Source organism: Thioclava sp. GXIMD4215, from assembly GCF_045291555.1.
Taxonomy (GTDB): domain Bacteria; phylum Pseudomonadota; class Alphaproteobacteria; order Rhodobacterales; family Rhodobacteraceae; genus Thioclava; species Thioclava litoralis.
This window is the reverse complement of sequence record NZ_CP149515.1, coordinates 227,655-245,517: the sequence shown is the minus strand read 5'-3', so window position 1 is coordinate 245,517 and position 17,863 is coordinate 227,655. Positions and strand designations below refer to the sequence as shown.

Annotated in this window: 18 protein-coding genes and 2 pseudogenes; 13 read left to right on the top strand and 7 right to left on the bottom strand. The window is 53.1% G+C overall.

All coding sequences use genetic code 11. The features are described 5' to 3' along the window. The first annotated feature begins 68 nt into the window (after positions 1-68). The 6 genes from WDB86_RS01225 to WDB86_RS01200 all read left to right on the top strand — a co-directional run bounded on the left by WDB86_RS01225 (position 69) and on the right by WDB86_RS01200 (position 4,814). A complete protein-coding gene (locus tag WDB86_RS01225; protein ID WP_406720968.1) occupies positions 69-1,190 on the top strand; it encodes an HlyD family secretion protein in 1,122 nt (373 codons plus the stop codon). After that, positions 1,187-2,746, top strand: coding sequence for a DHA2 family efflux MFS transporter permease subunit (locus tag WDB86_RS01220; RefSeq protein ID WP_339107630.1), 1,560 nt, complete (start codon positions 1,187-1,189; stop codon positions 2,744-2,746). The genes WDB86_RS01225 and WDB86_RS01220 overlap by 4 nt, the downstream gene beginning before the upstream one ends. A gap of 590 nt (positions 2,747-3,336) precedes the next feature. Continuing rightward, positions 3,337-3,666, top strand: a complete 330-nt coding sequence (locus WDB86_RS01215) for a hypothetical protein (protein WP_406736372.1) — start codon at positions 3,337-3,339, stop codon at positions 3,664-3,666. Further along, complete coding sequence (locus WDB86_RS01210; protein WP_406736371.1) at positions 3,650-3,952, top strand: hypothetical protein; 303 nt, start codon at positions 3,650-3,652, stop codon at positions 3,950-3,952. Before WDB86_RS01215 ends, WDB86_RS01210 begins: the two co-directional genes overlap by 17 nt. Continuing rightward, complete coding sequence (locus tag WDB86_RS01205; protein ID WP_406736370.1) at positions 3,949-4,479, top strand: hypothetical protein; 531 nt, start codon at positions 3,949-3,951, stop codon at positions 4,477-4,479. The genes WDB86_RS01210 and WDB86_RS01205 overlap by 4 nt, the downstream gene beginning before the upstream one ends. A gap of 107 nt (positions 4,480-4,586) precedes the next feature. Then, complete coding sequence (locus tag WDB86_RS01200) at positions 4,587-4,814, top strand: helix-turn-helix domain-containing protein (RefSeq protein WP_406736369.1); 228 nt, start codon at positions 4,587-4,589, stop codon at positions 4,812-4,814. Positions 4,815-5,179: 365 nt separating this feature from the next. Here the strand turns inward: WDB86_RS01200 and WDB86_RS01195 are convergent, their stop codons facing one another. After that, positions 5,180-5,413, bottom strand: coding sequence for a hypothetical protein (locus WDB86_RS01195; protein ID WP_406736368.1), 234 nt, complete (start codon positions 5,411-5,413; stop codon positions 5,180-5,182). A gap of 174 nt (positions 5,414-5,587) precedes the next feature. Here WDB86_RS01195 and WDB86_RS01190 point away from each other — a divergent pair, with 174 nt between their 5' ends. After that, positions 5,588-6,121, top strand: coding sequence for a LexA family protein (locus WDB86_RS01190; protein ID WP_406736367.1), 534 nt, complete (start codon positions 5,588-5,590; stop codon positions 6,119-6,121). Position 6,122: 1 nt separating this feature from the next. After that, a complete protein-coding gene (locus WDB86_RS01185) occupies positions 6,123-6,254 on the top strand; it encodes a DUF4113 domain-containing protein (RefSeq protein WP_406736366.1) in 132 nt (43 codons plus the stop codon). Between the two features lie 226 nt (positions 6,255-6,480). Here the strand turns inward: WDB86_RS01185 and WDB86_RS01180 are convergent, their stop codons facing one another. From WDB86_RS01180 to WDB86_RS01165, 4 genes are all read right to left on the bottom strand, one after another. Then, on the bottom strand, positions 6,481-8,409 hold the full coding sequence (locus WDB86_RS01180) for a helicase C-terminal domain-containing protein (protein ID WP_406736365.1): 1,929 nt from the start codon (positions 8,407-8,409) through the stop codon (positions 6,481-6,483). A 56-nt stretch (positions 8,410-8,465) separates the two neighbouring features. Further along, positions 8,466-9,613 (bottom strand): IS3 family transposase gene (locus tag WDB86_RS01175; protein WP_406736364.1). Its coding sequence is split into 2 segments (ribosomal slippage): positions 8,466-9,343 and positions 9,343-9,613, totalling 1,149 coding nucleotides; the frame shifts between segments, so codons are not numbered across the junction. A 48-nt stretch (positions 9,614-9,661) separates the two neighbouring features. Continuing rightward, positions 9,662-10,216, bottom strand: a complete 555-nt coding sequence (locus tag WDB86_RS01170; RefSeq protein WP_406736363.1) for a DEAD/DEAH box helicase — start codon at positions 10,214-10,216, stop codon at positions 9,662-9,664. Between the two features lie 417 nt (positions 10,217-10,633). Further along, on the bottom strand, positions 10,634-11,272 hold the full coding sequence (locus tag WDB86_RS01165) for a hypothetical protein (RefSeq protein ID WP_406736362.1): 639 nt from the start codon (positions 11,270-11,272) through the stop codon (positions 10,634-10,636). A gap of 552 nt (positions 11,273-11,824) precedes the next feature. Here WDB86_RS01165 and WDB86_RS01160 point away from each other — a divergent pair. The 5 genes and pseudogenes from WDB86_RS01160 to WDB86_RS01140 form a co-directional block, all read left to right on the top strand. After that, positions 11,825-12,334, top strand: coding sequence for a hypothetical protein (locus tag WDB86_RS01160; RefSeq protein ID WP_406736361.1), 510 nt, complete (start codon positions 11,825-11,827; stop codon positions 12,332-12,334). Positions 12,335-12,338: 4 nt separating this feature from the next. Continuing rightward, entirely contained in the window at positions 12,339-13,034 is a 696-nt protein-coding gene (locus WDB86_RS01155) for a hypothetical protein (protein ID WP_406736360.1), read from the top strand. 256 nt (positions 13,035-13,290) lie between these two features. Continuing rightward, a pseudogene (locus WDB86_RS01150) lies at positions 13,291-13,989 on the top strand (integrase core domain-containing protein). Positions 13,990-14,152: 163 nt separating this feature from the next. After that, positions 14,153-14,878 carry a class I SAM-dependent methyltransferase gene (locus WDB86_RS01145; RefSeq protein WP_406736359.1) on the top strand — a complete coding sequence of 242 codons (726 nt, stop codon included), beginning with the start codon at positions 14,153-14,155 and terminating at the stop codon, positions 14,876-14,878. Positions 14,879-14,953: 75 nt separating this feature from the next. Beyond that, positions 14,954-15,117 (top strand): annotated as a pseudogene (locus WDB86_RS01140) (transposase); the annotation flags it as partial. 50 nt (positions 15,118-15,167) lie between these two features. Here WDB86_RS01140 and WDB86_RS01135 read toward each other — a convergent pair. Both WDB86_RS01135 and WDB86_RS01130 read right to left on the bottom strand, forming a co-directional pair. Then, complete coding sequence (locus WDB86_RS01135) at positions 15,168-16,070, bottom strand: calcium-binding protein (protein WP_406736358.1); 903 nt, start codon at positions 16,068-16,070, stop codon at positions 15,168-15,170. 17 nt (positions 16,071-16,087) lie between these two features. After that, a complete protein-coding gene (locus WDB86_RS01130) occupies positions 16,088-17,821 on the bottom strand; it encodes a hypothetical protein (RefSeq protein WP_406736357.1) in 1,734 nt (577 codons plus the stop codon). Between the last annotated feature and the right edge of the window lie 42 nt (positions 17,822-17,863).

Here is a 17,863-nt window from a genome sequence, read left to right as displayed (position 1 = left end):
AATGGTTCGATTTATCTCTTCGCCTGCCCTTTATCCTCTGTTCCGCCCATATGTCCCGAAAGTCTGCCATGTCCTCCGATCCCAAATCCGCGCCGGATTCCGCTGCAAATTCCGGCACCCCGAAATCCGGCAACCGCAAAAAGAAGATCCTGACCGGCGTCGCGGTGGTCGCGATTCTGGCCGGCGGCTGGTTCGGCATCAGCTGGTGGACACATGGGCGGTTCATGGTGAAAACCGACGATGCCTATGTGCAGGCCGATGTCTCGCTGATGTCATCGAAACTGCAGGGCTATATCTCGGAAATCCCCGTGCAGGATAACCAGCACGTGCATAAGGGCGATGTGCTGCTGCGCATCGACGAGGGCGATTACAAGATCGCGCTTGAACTGGCGCAATCCAAACTGCCGACGCTGGAACGCACTCTGGCGCGTATCGACACGCAGATCGCGGCCGCCGAAACCGCCGTGACCCAAGCCAAGGCCCAGCTTGCCGCAAGCGACGCGGCGCTGAGCAATGCGCAAACCAATGCTAAACGCGCCAAGGATCTGGCGGCACGGCGCGTCACCTCGCAGGCGGATCTGGATACCGCCAACGAAACACTGGCCACGGCACAGGCCAATCGCACCGCCGCAGTGGCCGCCATCGCCGGAGCCGAAGCCGATGTGGATGTGCTGCGCGCCGAACGGGCCGAAAGCGATTCCAGCCGCAAGGAGCTTGAACTGGCGGTGGCCCAAGCGCAGCGCGATCTGGACCATACGGTCCTGCGCGCGCCCTTCGACGGGGTCGTGGCCAATATCGCGATCAAGCAGGGCGAACTGGTCAGCATCGGCGAGACCCTCGCAGCGGTCGTGCCCGATCACGGCCTCTATGTGGAAGCCAATCTCAAAGAGACCCAGCTGGCCGGCATCGCCCCCGGTGCCAAGGCCCGCGTGGTGCTTGATACCGATAAGGATCACCCGCTCGAAGGGGTCGTCAGTTCGGTGGCCCCTGCGACGGGCGCGATCTTCTCGCTGCTGCCTGCCGATAATGCCACCGGCAATTTTACCAAGATCGTGCAGCGGGTTCCGGTGCGGATCACCCTGCCCGAGGACGATCATGAACGCCTGCGCGCCGGTCTTTCGGCGGTGATCGAAATCGACAGGCGCACGTCGCCCGAACCCGGTGCGACGGATACGGCCAGCGCGCAATGAACGCCGCCGCTGCCCATGCTGCGCCCGAGATGACGCCCCGCAGGATGATCGCCTTCATGGTGATGGTCTTCGGGATGTTCATGGCAATTCTGGATATCCAGATCGTCTCGGCCTCGCTGACGGAAATCCAGGCGGGGCTGGGTGCCTCCAGCGACGAGATCTCTTGGGTGCAGACCGCCTATCTGATCGCCGAAGTGATCATGATCCCGCTCTCGGGCGTGTTGGGGCGGATGATGTCCACCCGCTATCTCTTCGCGGCCTCGGCGGCAGGTTTCACGGCGGCCTCTTTCCTGTGCGCCACCGCAGGCTCGATCAACGAGATGATCCTGTGGCGCGCATTGCAGGGGTTTCTGGGGGGCGGCATGATCCCAGCGGTCTTTGCCGCAGCCTTCACCATCTTCCCACCCTCCAAACGCAATATCGTCTCCCCCATCATCGGGTTGATCGCCACGCTGGCCCCGACCGTCGGGCCGACAGTGGGCGGTTATCTTTCCCACGCGCTGTCATGGCACTGGCTGTTTCTGGTCAATGTGCCTGCGGGGATTCTGGTCACGCTCGGCTCGCTGAGCCTGATCGATTTCGACGAACCCAACTGGTCGCTTTTCGACAGCTTCGACTGGACCGGCCTGCTGGCGCTGGCATGTTTCTTGGGCGGGGCCGAATATGTGCTGGAAGAAGGCCCCGGCAATGACTGGTTTCAGGACGAGGCCGTCGCCATTCTTTTCGTCGTGGCCACGATCGGCGCGGTGGTCACATTCTGGCGCGCCTTCACCCGCGAAAATCCGGTGGTCGACCTGTCGGCCTTTGCCGATATCAATTTCTCGGTGGGCTCGGTCTTTTCCTTCGTCATGGGGATCGGGCTTTACGGGATGACCTATCTCTACCCGCTCTATCTGGCGACGGTGCGCGGCTATGACAGCCTGATGACCGGCGAGACGGTTTTCGTCTCGGGCATCGCCATGTTCATTGCGGCACCGCTGGCGGGGATACTGGCCTCGAAAATCGATCTCAGACTGATGCTGCTGATGGGGTTTCTGGGCTTTGGCAGCTCGACCTATCTGCTGACCTATATGACGGCAGACTGGGATTTCTGGGAACTGTTCTGGCCACAGGTGCTGCGCGGCCTGTCACTGATGATCTGCATGGTTCCGATCAACAATCTGGCGCTTGGCACGCTGCCGCCTGCCAAGATCAAGGGCGCGTCGGGGCTGTATAACCTGATGCGCAATCTGGGCGGCGCGGTGGGGCTTGCCTTGATCAACCAGCTCCTGACCGACCGTCAGGCCCTTCATGGGGCGCGTCTGTCCGAAGCGGTCAGCTGGGCCAATCCCGAAGCGATCCGCCAGCGCGATCTTCTGGCCCAAATCTATAGCTCCTCGGGGATGGATGGCACCACCGCCGCGCTGTCGCAACTGGCGGCCCGCGTCTCGGCGCAGGCACATGTGATGGCGTTTATCGACACATTCGTCGTCCTGACCTGCCTCTTTGCCGGCCTCGCCGCGATGGCTTTGGCGATGAAGCCACCACAGGCCCAAGGCAAGCCCCCCGCGCATTGATCCCCATGCGCGGGGCACCAGTGCAAGCGCCAGTGCCACCCCCCGCACAGATTCGCACCCTATATGGACAGCGCCGCAACTGCGCCGAAAAACGGGGCCCACCGCGCCGATACCGCAGCCAGTATCACCGCAAATGCGGCCTACACTTGCGCGGCATCAACGTGGCGCATATGGCGCGCAACGGAAGCCGCACCAAAGGCCATTGAATTATAATGTTGGGAAGCGTCACAAAGTTCTGCTTCAGAGCGTTGAAATTTCCGTTTTAAATTCAGTTTCGCGAAATCTCGATGTTGAACCGAAACTGCCTTTCTTGTCGGATATGAAGCAGCATTGAAGGCGGCACATGACGCGACCACCCATCCGAGCGCATACGCGTGTAGAGAGGCAATCCGCGCCCTCACCAAGGCTGACTCGGATGCAGCCCTTGCCGTCCGTGACGAACGGGTGAGGCAGGAAGAGCGGGAGCGGCACCTGTGTCACATCGGAGACCTTCTTCGGGTCGTCGGTCGCCCAGAATATGCCCACTACAAAGATCAGGTCGTTGACCGGGCTATCGAGCACCTTAGCAAATACCCGCAGGGAGGTGACGCATGACCCGCATGGATGACCTTACCGATCTGGAATGCCGCTGCCTTTGCGCACAGGCCGGAGAGTATGTCGAGGCTGACAATACGCACCATAGCGACGTGCAGGACGCATATCGTGCCCTGCGCCGCAAGGGACTGCTAAATGCAGGCCTTACCGTTGAGGGGCACGCCGTGCTTGCCGAGATCCGCGCGCGGCGAACCGATACCAGTGAAGACGGGATCAAAGCACTGCTCGCGGAGCTGTCCAACGATAGCCGAGACCCGGTCAAACGCCGCGCGATCGACACCATAAGGGCGCTTCAAGCAAGGATGACGCATGAACCAGCAGCTTAACAATTACGCAGAAGGACAGCTCCGAGCCTTTGCCAAGATGACGGGCGATGATCAGGTCTGTCTGCTGGACTTGGGTAGATGCAGCCATTGTGCAGATTATTTCGGCGTGACCCTGCGCATGGCCTATTCGAGGGCAAAAAGCCTGGGTCTGCTTTCCTACCAGCAGGACGCCATCACCCCCGCTGAAGCCAACGCCAAAGACGAACAGGCCGAGCGCCAGCGCGCCACCGGCCACCACGAGGACAGCGCACCCGCCAATCGGGTCGTGAGGAAGGGGAGCCAATGACCCGCAACACCAGCAGCGCCGTCATGCAGCAGCGCACCGAGCCACACGACAGCCTGGACGATTTCCCGACCCCGCCGTGGGCCACCCGCGCGCTGTGCGACTGGCTTTTGTCGATCGGTCAGGATCTGGCCAGCATAGCCTGTCACGAACCCGCCGCAAACCGTGGCCACATGGTGCGCCCCCTTCGCGAGGCGTTCGGGGTCGTCACAGACAGCGACGTTCACGACTACGGCGCGGGCTTCCCAATCGAGGATTACCTGTTTTATCCGGCGAATCCTGACAGCTTCGATTGGACGATTACCAACCCGCCCTTCCGGCTGGCCGAACAGTTCATTCTGAAAGCACTCGCCCAGAGCCGCGCTGGCGTGGCCGTGATCGTGCGCAGCGCCTTCCTTGAGGGAATCGGACGCCACACGCGCCTGTTCTCGCTGCATCCGCCCACGGACATTCTGCAGTTCACCGAGCGGGTCGTGATGCACAAGGGCAAGCTGTCCGAGAACGGCAGCTCCGCGACGGCCTATTGCTGAATTGTCTGGCGCAAGGACGCGGCGGGCGAGCCCGCGCGCTTTCACTGGATCGCGCCCTGCCGGAAGCGGCTGGAGCAGAAGGAAGATTATCAAGGGGAAGACCACCAATGAGCAAGCATGACAAATTCACCCCGAGCGATACCGATGCAACGCCGGTTGCCGCAAGCGACCGCGTGCCGGAATGGATCAAGCTGACAGAAGTTCAGCGCTATTTCTCGGTCCATCGCAACACCGTCTACAATGCGGAGAAGCGTGGGAAGATCCGAATCTATCGGGAGTCCGGCAGCCACGTGCGCCGCGTAGATATGGAAAAATGGCTCGAAGGTGGGGTATGAGCCCCGCTTTCCACCATTCGCCAGATGATGGAAAGGATGATGGAAAAAGCAGGGCGAAATTCACAGAATAGCATTAAAAACAATATGTTAAGCGTTTATTCTGGTGCCCCCAGAGGGCATAGTTTTGTTGATTAATTACAATATACTATCGTTATTTACGCGTAATTTTTGCGAAACAATCAGCGATACAAGACTTCTGCGATAGCCCTCTGCGTTCGGATAGCAGCGCGTGCGGCTTTGTTTGCGCCTCGTTCGTCTTTTAGGCTTGAACCCCAGTCAGCCTTAGTCAGACCGGATGTTTCCGGACTGGAAGCGGGGGAGCCAACCGGCTCGCCTTTTCACAATATGATCGTGTCTGCGAAACGTCATAGCGGGTCTTGCAGATCAGCCATCCATTCCGGCACCTCTTGCGTAGCGCCAAATCCCCGGATCTTCGCTCCACAGAAACCGAGCGCGGCATCGCGGGCCGTCATGTTCGCGGGAATGCAGTAGCTTGCGGCGACCGCATCACCGGCAACGCCCGACCAGCCGACGATATTATCGTTATGCTTGATCATGATCGCCTGCACGATCCAAAGGAAATCTTCTCGCTTGCTCATCGCTCTCTCCCATCGCGTCATTCGGTCCATACGAATACAGATTAGAGCGAATGGGCCCCGCGCCCACAAAATAGCTAGCGACAACGCCGCACCCTATAGCGCGCTGCCATCTGACTTGACCGAATCCCATCGCCAAAGCTAACAGGAACATTGCAAGAACGAACGGAGCGCCATATGCCTGTCATTCCCTGTTTGAATGAACCTATTCAACCGCAACCGCATTCTGTCCCCCTCGCCGAGCCTTTGGTCAACGCAGGCTTCCCCTCGCCTGCGGGTGATGACATCGAGGACGAAATCGATCCAATCGCTTGGGTCGTGCGCCGCCCGTCCTCGACCTTCTGGTGGCGCGTGGAGGGCGAGTGTCTGTGGGATGTGGGAATACGGGATGGTGACCTCATCGCAGTGGATCGCGCAGCGAAGTGCCGCCCCGGGCGCGTTGTGCTGGCGATTGTAGAGGATGCAATCGTCGCCAAAATCATCCAGCGCCGCAAAGACGGGTCCGTCTACCTGACAACAGCCAACGCGGCCAGTCCTACCAAGATATCGAGCTTACCGAAAACAGCCAGATCTGGGGCGTCATCGCTGGCGTCGTGCGCAAGCTACCTGTCGACTAAGCGATGCGCCGCCCCAATCTCATCGCGCTTTCCGACAGCGCAAATTTCTATGTCTCGGCAGAACGCATCTTCGACCCGACGCTTACAGGGTTAGCGTGAACGCGCGCTTCGGAAAGAAGACGTTGGTACTAGCGGCTGAAGGCATCCGCAATAGCGGGACAGCCCACGCAAGTCATCGCAGCCCCAAATGGACCACGCGAGTCACCGATCTGCCTATCGTCCGTTGACCCTGTACAAATCCTGCAAATATTGTGCCATAAGGGCGGTGAGCCGCCATTCGCCGCGCTTGTCACGAACGGCAGGAATGCGCAGGAAGTGGGCCTTGCCGGGTTGCAGCCGAACACTGAGGGCGGGAAAAATTGCAGCCCATTGAGGATAGAGAAAATTAGCCCTCGCCCATCATCGACCCAATGGTATTGGCTGATAATGGGCGAGGTATTTTGTATTTGAAATCTACTTACCCTTAACTGTGAAGTTCCTAACGAACGCTTCGGCAGTCAGGCCAAAATCGCGGAGTTGTCTGGCTACTATCTTTTCGTCTGTGTAGCCATTTTCACCTCCGATAGCTCGGACATATCCCCGCAAGGACTCTATAAGTTTATCTAGTTTCTCAACAGTTATAATGCGAGCATCCGGGTGAAGGGTCGCTGCGTTTTCCGGATTTATTTTCGGATGAACCATTATCGGTGTGGCAGAGCACGACTTGTCATACTGCTTTCCAAACCAAGCCATCGATCCAGTCAGCTGATTGCAATCATGCTTATTGATTGTCTTGGCGCCGGTTGCGCCACTTTTGCACTCTATGACTAAGTATTCCAACCCACCCAAAGACCAAAGATTATCGGGACCCTTGCCGTAATCGTCCTCAGGCATTTGGGATCCGAAGCCAAGAAACGTGCCCAAGTCACGCATGGCGCGTTCGAAACGCTTGCTATTCGCCTCACCCCAGGCGAGCACTTCAATAAGGGAGTTCACCCATAGGATGAGTTCGTTTTTTTCAAGATGACGCTCCATTGCCTTAACGGCAGCCGCAGCTTGACTGCCTTTCGGCATTTGCAGCTTGCTATAGGTAATACCTTGAATGGGGCGAATGAGTGCGCGGTTCATTTCAACCGCAGATAGTTGTATTTCCTGCGCTTGGCTCGGATTGATATGGTGAACATATTCCGCAAGTTGCTGCTTCAGATATCCTTTGGCACGGCGTTCGGTCACGCTCGACACTGCGTTTTGAGCCAGTTCCTTTGCTTTATCGAAGCGTTTCAGCCTAGCAGCGTCGAATGCTTTCCTAAGAAAGATTGTGGATGGCTCTACATGTCCGGGCTCGGCTTCGTCCGCATTCACAATTGCGCTTTTGCTAGTATCGACCCAGTCTTCATCTTCCGAAAGGCACAGATCAATTACCGCCTCAAGATCACCCAGTGGTTTCCCTCGGATCTGCTCGGTTATCTCCTTGCCCAATGCTAGCTGCGCTCGGGTCGCGGGAGAGAACAAGCTCCACGCCTCGGGATTATGAATTCTCTGTGTCAGGCGCGATCCGATTAGAAGTACCACGCAGTGATCTTCGCTTGATCGTACGCCTCGTCCCATGCCCTGCTCAATCCGCTGGATTTGCCGAACCAGTTGTCGACGGGTCTCGTTAAGTGCCAGTTGTTCTGTTCTCGCCAACAACCCCTCAACCTCCGGGAGGCCGTCAATGATAAGAATTTCGCAAGCCTCGGCGGGAAGATCGACGCCATCGTATTTATTGATGAATACAGTGATGCCGACGTGCCCCTGTCGAAGGCGCTCTGTTCCAGCCTCAATAGAGTCCTTGTCCAGCGTCTGGCTTGCTACATCATCCCAGTATTTTGCACGTGCCCTTGAAGGAACAATCACGCAAACGTTGACGTCTTTAGATCGGCGAAGCGCTAGGTCCTTGATTTCATCTACCGTAATATCCGGATTGATTTCTTGCGGTGCCAAAATCATCCTGTCTCCGATATCACCACCACTTTTGGGACGAATGGGGTGCAGAACTTCGTCTGGATCTGCTTGGAAATGAGACACCAGAATTCCGTCATCCGCCAATGTTGCCGTCATATAAATATGACGGGTAGCGTCAGTGAAAGCTGGGATGTTATCGATCGGGAGATAGCGTGGCGCGATCTCTAGGTGACCGCCACCAAACGCCACTTGACATAGCGGCAGGACATCACGGATCAGTGGCCATGGCCATTGAAGGATATCATCCTTTCGGTGTGGGTGAAGAATGGCTGTCGCCTGTTTTATTTTTCTCTCCCATGCCCAGAATGGAACAGACATCACCGCAGTAGGATCATCCGCCTGTACATCGAGAAATAGCTGCTCGGATTGCTGCTCCAAATCGTCTGCGAACAGTTCCAATGAGGTGGTCCCCATTTTCCGGACAGTTTTGCGGCGCTGCTAAGCTTGCCTGTTGATCATGCCGCCGCCCGTAGGTCAGGGCCCTGATGGGCCTCGACCGGTGTTCTGCCGCCGAGCGCCGAATGAGGACGCTCGGTGTTGTAAAAGTCGATCCACTTTCCGATGCCTGCCCGGGCTGCCGACCCGGTCTCGAAGGCGTGAAGGTAGACGCATTCGTACTTCAGGGACCGCCATAGCCGTTCGATCATGACGTTGTCCATCCAGCGCCCGCGCCCGTCCATCGAGACCTTCACTGTCGCGTCGTGCAGGATCTGCGTGAAGCGCGGACTGGTGAACTGGCTCCCCTGATCCGTATTGAATATCTCAGGCCTGCCATGCAGCTTGAGGGCATCCTCCAGCGCCTCGATGCAGAAGTCGGTATCCATCGTATTCGATAAACGCCAGGACAGAACCCGCCGCGTCGCCCAATCCATGATCGCGATCAGGTAGAGGAACCCACGCCGCATCGGGATGTAAGTAATGTCCGCGCACCAGACGTGGTTCGGGCGTGTGATCACCAGATCTCTGAGCAGATACGGATATTTGCGGTGTTCGGGGTGGGGCACCGTTGTCTTTGGCTTCTGGTAGACGGCGCGCAGGCCCATCCGTGCCATCAACCGACGGATGCGTTTCCGCCCGACGCAATAGCCCTGCTTGCGCAGGTGCCTTGCCATCTGACGGCTGCCGTAAAACGGCGTCTCCATGAACTGGGCGTCGATGAACTTCATCAGCGCAAGGTTCAGCGGCGTCTCGGTCCTGCCCGGCCCGTACCACGCCGACCGGCTCATGCCGATCAGCGCGCATTGCCGGACGATCGACAGCACGGGGTGCCGTGGATCGATCATCTCGCGCCTCCGGGCCGCACTCACCGACCGGAGGCTTTCGCTAAAAAATCGCGTTCCACCACAAGTTGGCCGATCTTGGCGTGCAGCTTCTCGATCTCGCCGTCCTTCTCGGCGGATTTCGCCTCGGCCTTGCCCGAGAAGATCCCGGACATGCCATCGAGCGCCTGCCGCTTCCAGGTGTTGATCAAGGTCTGATGCACGCCATGCTTCGCCACCAGTTCGGCGACCGTCAGCTCGCCACGGATCGCCTCGAGCGCCACCTTCGCCTTGAACTCAGCGCCGTAATTCTTTCGTTTGCCAGCCACGCTGTTCTTCCTCATCTTCGTTGGCGGCAAGCTTAGCAGGGTGTCCGGTTTTCGGGGACCACCTCACAACAAAGGTCCGTATGCCGGATGATCCCCACTTAGTTTGATCTTGAATTGGTCCGCAACCGTAGCGAGGCAAGCGTGCGCATCATCTATGACGATTGAACCAATTCGGATTTGACTGTTGCCTTGGCCAACGCCAAACTTTGACTTTCCGTTGAACAACTTCCAGACATTGATCACAAGTATCGCTTCGCCAGATAGAAAATTTGCACTTTCAACATCTTCCGTCACTGCGATGCCCAGGTCGCCTGCTTCAGCTACAACTTGGGTAATGAGGAAGTTGTCTGGTACAACATAGACGGCTGGACCTTTGCTTTCATTCAGGCAGCTTTGCAGGCAAAGAAGACCAACGATGGTTTTTCCGGAGCCCGTATTCATTTTCAAGGTTACGTTTTCTTGAGTTCGCACTTCATACCAAGCGTCCAAGACGTCGCCCTGCTCATCAGAAGGCCGCTTGAAACGTGGATTACGTTTCAATGTTGTGAATATCTTGCGAGGATCAGTCTGCTTTTTCGACGAGTTTCCCGCTTTTAATTTCTTAAGATCAAGTACCATTGGCTGCCCCTGTGCAGATTAACCAGAGGTAGAGTAGTTGACGGAGTCGCTCATGGCCATGGGAAGAGAGCTCGGATGTGGCATATCTTGGAGGAACAGATCACGGCGCTTTCTGCCCCGCCGGCGGACCGGGCAGACATTCGCACCAGTCGAATCTAGCACTTGCTCCAGCTTCTGTGCTGCCTTGCTGATCAGACCTAATTCCACCCTGGGCAGCCCCGCCGCTTTAGAAGCGAGTGTATTGTAGGGCTGACACCGGTCATCCGCTGCGCCTGGCACGAAGGTCGGCTTTGGGCCGAAACCTACCCCCCCACGAATTAGCCAGCCCTTAACCTGCCGCGCTATCAAGATGGGGTTCACATGTCCTAATGCGTGCAGAGTGCGGGGAGCCACACGGCTCCCCCTTTTCCTTTCTCCTCACGCGGCGTTGCGCACCCAGATCACACCGTCGTAGGCGTAGCCCGAAAGGAGCGTCTGCACGAGCTCCAACCGGCCATTCCCGTCCGTCGTGAACTGCGCCGAGACGATCGAGGTCGGGTCTGCCGTGCCGCTATGCTCGACACTGGTGCCGTCCGAGCCCGTCCAGAGCGCATTTGTCACGCTGGTCGATTTGCGCGAGGCCGTGAAGTCGATATCGAGCACCGTGTTCGGGGCCGCATACAGCTCGATCTTCACCGCCTGCGCGGTGTTCCACGAACAGGACCGGCGCGTAAACTCGATGTAATCCAGATTGCCCTGCCACTCGGCGTTCCCGTCCGCACGGCCCGTCGAGTTATAAAGCACCGCCGCGCCGGTATAGGTGCCCTTGGCCGTCAGGCCCCCATAGCTGCCGTCGTAATTCAGCACCTTATCGGCAAGCCCATCGAAATAGACCCCCGTTTCGGCAAACCAGCCGCGCAGCCGCTCCTGCCCGTCCGTGTCCGGATGCACGATGTCATCGGTCTCGAAGAAATGCGCCCGATGCGCATAAACCCAATCGTTGAAACAGGTCACGGCGGTCATGTCATCATAGTAGCCGTCTGCAAACAGCGTGCTCTTGACCGCATCCTGTCCCATTACCTTCGTATAATAGCTACCTGCAATGCGCAATCTCGGGCAACTCGAAAGCATATTTGGTGGTCGGATCTCTTCCACAAACTTATAAGATTGTCTGAATTTTGGGGGCCAACTCAATCCGACCAGTTAGCGCGGGAGCAAGTGAGGCCGATCTGATACTTAGGAAACCGATGACGTTTATTATATCCTAGAAAAGATTCAGTTTTGGTAAACCAGAATCACGCAACTTATAGGAGTATCCGACAAACGCCTGGGGGGGCGAGTAATGAACCTGGAACTTATCAGCGCCTTAATGCAGGCTAGTGTCAATCATGACAAACAGCTACTTGATCAACTAATTGTCGAAGCGATTGCTAGCGCAAAAGTCATACCGGATTTCTCTACTATGTCTAGAGATGAGCGAATTCAAGCGAACTTAAACTTGAGAACTCCGCGATAAAAAGCAAGAACCATATGCCCCATGGATAAGAGACGTATTTGATCTGCAAATCTCTTCTCTAAATCCGCGCAGGCAATGTTTTCTTAGATAACCTGAGGAATACGGGATCAACCATGAAACTAGAAGTCAACTTAGGATATAATACTCTATTCATTCACTTAATGCATGATCATGAGCTTGAAAAGCTAATTTCAAAATACGTTAATTTGACGCGCCGAAGTCAAAATGTTGAGGATAAGCTTTCAACTTACGACTTTCTTAGAAAAAAGTCTAAGATAGATACTCTTCTGCAAATGTTGAAAAACCTTGATGGTCCCAAAATCGGATCGCCACTTTATGAAATTAATAAAAAAATAGAGAGACTTACGCTCTTATTTCAAGAGATAGATCTCAGGCTGGCAAACTTAGAAACTGCAATAATCGAATTTTCGCCACAGAGCATTCATGGATCTGTGATCAAAATAGCATTTTTGGACATTCTGCAAAGTTCAGAGCGTTACGAGCATGACACTACAGATGATTTAGTGGAAGTCATAAATGCCTGCCTAGATACGGAAAAAAAATGCAAGATTCACTTAACGAATGTAAACATTGATCGACGACCGAGACATTGGAAGAGCTAGGGTAATGATTGAAAATAGTTCAAAAGCTTCGCACACCGCTACAACTGAAACACAGTCTTCTACCCTCCATGATGCCCCCATTTCTTTTTGGGGATCTCAAACAGAGTTTGAGAAAATTGGCAATTGTGAGACGATAGCAGCACCGACCATGGAAGACTTAAACGCGTTCTTAAAATGGGCAAGCCCAGAACATTTTTACAATCTTCTAGAGCACACCAACGGTCTAATAAATAAAGATAATTACTGGAGGTTATGTATACTTTTCAGTCATAAACGTAAAATGTTGGAGACATTCCAAGATTATCTTCAAAAAAAAGATCCCATCTATACGGGTAACCCACTTGCAAGCCCTCGCGGTCAAGTAATTCATAATAAGCTTTTTCAGCACGATGGCTCCAAACGTGATGGAATTGTGCGATCAATTATGCTCTTAGCAATGATAAAAAACTCCTACAGCTATAGCCAAAAGAGCTTAGTCATGTTCGTATCCTTGCAAATGTGGCGGGAAGTGGAAATCCTCACTGTAGCTGGCATCCGACCTGAAGACAGCACCTTGACTGACGCCGCTAAGCTTCTGGGGATAAATTACCTTAAGGAATTTCAGCTAAAAAAGTACGCCAAAATCTCTGAAATATACAGAAGCTCTAGCAGCTTACATCATCTTGAAGATACAATTTTGAAGTATCGTTATGTAAAATGATTTTCGCAATCTACCACGGGCCCCTCATCCACCCGAGTGAGATTGGCCTTGCCACACGGAAGTGGTCCACCTTTTGGGATAGTTTATCCCGGATGACCTGCCACCGGTCTTTCATCCAGCCGTGAGCGGAGCTCAGTTGGTGTTTACGCCGATCGGCGCAGGTTGAGCAATCGCCCGACGCGCGGAGGGTAATCCCCCCGATTTTAGGGGGATGCGGAAGTAGAATTTTCTCGGCAGGATGAACGAGGAGATTCCGATGAAGAAGACATGTTTTACCGAGGCCCAGATCGTGGGCGTACCGCGCCAAATGGAGGGCGGTGTTCCTGCTGCTGAGCTGTGCCGTGAAAATGGCATGAGCAGTGCTACGCTGTACAAATGGCGGGCGAAGTATTGCGGGGATGCGAGCCTAATTTCCGAGATAAAAGCAATGGCGGAGGAGAACCGCCGCCTCAAACGCATGCATGCCAATGTCAGCATGCAGAATGAGGTCTGGTTCATGGGTTTCATGGCTGATCGACTTGGAGCTAGGCGCCAGTTCCGCCTACTGAATGTTCTGGACGACTTCAACCGTGAAGGTTTGGGCATCGAGATCGACTTCTCGCTGCCCGCCGAACGGGTCGTCCGGGCGCTGAACCAGATCATCGAATGGCGGGGCGCACCGAAGACGATCAGGGTCGACAATGGTCCAGAGTACATCAGTGGCACTCTCATGGAATGGGCTGAGCACAAGGGCATTGCTCTGGCGCACATCCAGCCCGGAAAGCCGCAGCAAAACGCTTACGTCGAGCGCTACAACCGGACGGTCCGGCATGAATAGCTGGACCTCTACATCTTTGAAACCATCGACGAGGTGCCGCAGATTGCCGCCGAGTGGCTAGGGTCTTACAACAATGAACGCCCCAACATGGGCAATAGCGGGATGCCCCCCGCCCAGAAACTGAGAATGGCCGCGTAAATTTACAACCAAGCCCCGCAAAAACGGGGGATTACCTGCCCAGTCGTTATTTTGGCTCGATTTTAAGATAACCAAAAATTTCGCGTGATAGTGCACAGCTAGTAGCTTGCTTTTTTTAAGAAAAAAAATATTCTAATTACGACCCACGCTAGGGAGCAAGAAATTGGGCGTTTTTGATTTTTTACATTCCGTTCGAGAGTACAAAGAGTCTGAAGGCTCAATTGTACGTTTGGAAAAACGCTATTCTAAAATTATAAAACCTATCGAAAGCCAATTTTGCGACGCGAGCGTGTTGGATCTCGGGGCGCACGATGGTCGCTGGTCATACGTCTTTTCAAAATTGGGTACCTCAAGGGTTACCGGTGTTGAAGGCAGGAGACACTTAATTGACCGGTTCAACCTTTTCCCCGACTCGAAAAATGTAGCCCAAACAACTCTAATTCATGCAAATATTTTCGACTTTTTGGAGCAAGCTATAGAGGATGGTATAAGATATGATATCGTCTGCGTGCTAGGCATATTTTATCATATTGCCGATCATCATCGTCTATTGAGACTCATTAAGGCTTTAGAACCAAAACTAGTAATTTTGGATAGCGACTTTACTCTTTCTACCGAACCAGAGATCTCGTTAATCAAAGAAAATGTAAATTTCGATCTGAATGCAATTCCGACTTACGACGGCCAAATAAATACCGTTGTAGGCATTCCCTCTTTCCGAGCGATGGAAGAGATGTGCGATCAAATCGGCTTCGATATCCTCTGGCAGGATTGGGACACTTTTTCTCCAGATCAGAGAACATTTATAGAAGACTATTACTTAAAAAACTCGGGAAAACGGGCACCTGATAAAATCAGGTCAAGTTGTTATTTGTCTATCAGGACCTAAAGTACACTAATCATTCCTAATTTTAACGGGATGCAAAAATAGAATTTTCTCGGCAGGATGAACGAGAAGATTCCGATCAAGAAGACACGTTTCACCGAGGCGCAGAGTTTGAGCGTGCTGAGCCGGATGGAATGCGGCGTTCGGGCTATAGAGCTGTGCCGCGAAATGGCATGAGCGGCGCGACGCCGTACAAATGGTGCACCAAGTATGGCGGCATGGATGCGAGCTTGATCAGTGAGACCTGCTACAGGTAGCCACTATGCATGCTTGGTTTTCTTGGCGCTAAAAATTAACCTTTCGAATACGAAATACGAATTGAATTTAGATCGACATCGAATTCACTATGAAGATAGACTACAACCACATCATCTACTAAGACTTTTGAAATATTGTTATTGTTGCTTTTCTCGATAGAAATCGAGGGATCGCTCTTATCACATTCAATTTCCAAAATATCACTCAGTGGATCAAAATTACTTACATACGCTGGTGAAGTATTCGAATACGAAACGCTTAACGTGTCAGCACCTTCGCCGCCGTCCGCATAATCTCCAGAACCAAGAACAATATAATCGTTACCTTGCTCACCAAGTAAATAGTCAACACTTCCATCATCATTCATAAAACTTCCGAAAAGCGTATCGTCGCCATCACCCCCTTTAAGGGTATCTTCTCCAGAACCTCCGTCGAGATAATCGCCACCTGCTTCACCTTTCAACCAATCTGCTCCATAATTTCCTTCTAAAACATCTTCACCATCCCCGCCGATCACGAGATCATCGCCCACGCCACCATCTAGTGAATCGTCGCCAACTCCGCCGGATATTGTATCGTCTCCCTCCTGGGCGCATATGGTATCATCTCCGCCGCTGGAGGTTATAAAATCATCTCCCTCTGTTCCTTCAAAAGAATCGTCAGAATCGCTTCCATAAACATCTTCCGTAGTGTCAGAAGGATTCACATCAAACCCATCCAATATGGGCTCTTCTGTTTCTACAACAGAATCTGTATTTGGAGATGATACTTCACCCCCACTTTCACTCAACTGCCCTCCCCCCTCTTCTGACAGAAGGTCTCCGTTTTTTTTCGAGACACTTTCATCCTCATCGTTTTCATCTTTACTACCATCGAATATAAAAGCTCCGGCCATCCCAGCAGTTACCAAGGCGCAAATTCCGAGAATTCCAAACACAAGACCACCTCTTTTAGTTATGCTATTCCGAGCAGTGCTAATGGTACGAGCAGAGCAAAACCTAAAAACCCAAAGCCGGAATCACCACCACCGCCATCATCATCCTCGTTTTCGCTATTTTCCTCATCGTCCACTGGATCAACGGTGGGCAGATCAACCACATCATCAACGGGATCTTCGGTATCAACCGGGACATCAACATCTGTTGGCTCATCATCGTCTTCGGCGAGCTCGAGTAAGGTATCTACATCGTCCATTACGTTTTGAAATTCCGAGGTTGGCTCGAAATCCACAATCGAGATCTGCATTACCTCACCCGCCTGTAAATCGAATTTAAGGCTACTCCCGTCGACAAGGTCGTCATTTCCAAATTCCGTTAGGACAGTCTCTGCACGGGAACTACCGACTTCTGACTGATCGGATACGCCGACTTTTACCGCCGTGACGCTGCCAATCTCAGTCATTATATCAGATAAGTCTAAAGAGATCGTTTGGTCTTCATCCGCAGCGATAAACATTACCGCTTCGTCGTTTCCATAGTAGAAATATAAATCCGAATGATCTTGATCATCCGATGTTTCAACAAGAGCCTTCCCAGGCAACGACTCCGCCATGAGAGAAAAAACTTCTCCCGCAGGTGTCAACGTTTCATACTCGAAACCCTGAGATAGTGCATTTGCTGTATTTTGCAGAAGCGGCCATATATCTGCACCGTCAACACCTGCAGCTACCATTTCTTCAAAGGTTTCTAGAATTTCTTGGCCTTGCCATAGGCCATAATCTTCATCACGATCTAAACCATAACCACTAGTATTCTGATTCCACTCGGTGACATAGATCTGTATTCCTGGCTTTTCTTCTCCCCAGGTTCTATCTATTTGATTGGTGATGTAGGAAACTTCGTCCTCAAACTCGCTATCAGACGTGTATAAATGAGGCGTGATTCCATCCACAGCTTCTAGTTCGTTCTCTGAGAATTCTGATAGGACAAGCTTATTCGACACATATGTCCAATTTACAGTTCCATCAGAATACAGCGCCTTACTGTCGAGATCCAATCCATAACTATCGTTTAATTCGGATATCACTTCCGTTGAAGTCATATCTGTATATTCGTCACTGAGCTTTGCGTCGCCCCAGTTATGGCCGGATTGAACTAAAATTTTAATTTTCTCGGCATCTTCTATCGAAAGAGAGAGAGACGCTAGTTCGTCATCAATAATAGATGCCATTTCAGAGGCAACTCTGCCGTATTCGACAGAGGACATCTCGCCTGATCCCCAGTATTCATTACCCAACTCAAAGGCGTCGATTGAAGCTTCGCCATATTCACCAGACACGACATCCTGAATGAACGATCTAAGTACTTCTTCGTCAATATCGGCAAAACGGTCACCATTCTCATCAACACCAGTCGTAAGATAGGTTCTGGTCGGAATCACAATGGTTACTGATATCCCGCGCTCTGCGGAGAAGGACATGAAATCGGAAAGAGCGACGAAATCTTTCTCCGATGTATCCCCGTTAAAATTACCGGTTAAATCTGCTATTGTCGTCTGATCTGGGTCATTAATATCGAAATAATATTCAGTTAACGATCCCCCAGGGTATCGAAGCGATGTTACTCCCAGATCTGAGATTAAATCGGAGTAAGTGCTGGTAGTAGAAATATCGTCCCTATTTGCTAATAGGTTTCCTCCAAACATATCGTCAGAGACGATATGGAAATTTTCGCTTACCGATATCTTCATCGTATGCGTCCACCAACCAGCTAACAGAGAGGCTTGCTCTCA

Bases quoted from the DNA above. Each gene is read 5' to 3' on its own strand.
- WDB86_RS01225 (WP_406720968.1), top strand. From the start codon at position 69: ATGTCCTCCGATCCCAAATCCGCGCCGGATTCCGCTGCAAATTCCGGC.
- WDB86_RS01220 (WP_339107630.1), top strand. From the start codon at position 1,187: ATGAACGCCGCCGCTGCCCATGCTGCGCCCGAGATGACGCCCCGCAGG.
- WDB86_RS01215 (WP_406736372.1), top strand. From the start codon at position 3,337: ATGACCCGCATGGATGACCTTACCGATCTGGAATGCCGCTGCCTTTGC.
- WDB86_RS01210 (WP_406736371.1), top strand. From the start codon at position 3,650: ATGAACCAGCAGCTTAACAATTACGCAGAAGGACAGCTCCGAGCCTTT.
- WDB86_RS01205 (WP_406736370.1), top strand. From the start codon at position 3,949: ATGACCCGCAACACCAGCAGCGCCGTCATGCAGCAGCGCACCGAGCCA.
- WDB86_RS01200 (WP_406736369.1), top strand. From the start codon at position 4,587: ATGAGCAAGCATGACAAATTCACCCCGAGCGATACCGATGCAACGCCG.
- WDB86_RS01195 (WP_406736368.1), bottom strand. From the start codon at position 5,413: ATGAGCAAGCGAGAAGATTTCCTTTGGATCGTGCAGGCGATCATGATC.
- WDB86_RS01190 (WP_406736367.1), top strand. From the start codon at position 5,588: ATGCCTGTCATTCCCTGTTTGAATGAACCTATTCAACCGCAACCGCAT.
- WDB86_RS01170 (WP_406736363.1), bottom strand. From the start codon at position 10,216: ATGGTACTTGATCTTAAGAAATTAAAAGCGGGAAACTCGTCGAAAAAG.
- WDB86_RS01165 (WP_406736362.1), bottom strand. From the start codon at position 11,272: ATGGGACAGGATGCGGTCAAGAGCACGCTGTTTGCAGACGGCTACTAT.
- WDB86_RS01160 (WP_406736361.1), top strand. From the start codon at position 11,825: ATGAAACTAGAAGTCAACTTAGGATATAATACTCTATTCATTCACTTA.
- WDB86_RS01155 (WP_406736360.1), top strand. From the start codon at position 12,339: ATGATTGAAAATAGTTCAAAAGCTTCGCACACCGCTACAACTGAAACA.
- WDB86_RS01130 (WP_406736357.1), bottom strand. From the start codon at position 17,821: ATGAAGATATCGGTAAGCGAAAATTTCCATATCGTCTCTGACGATATG.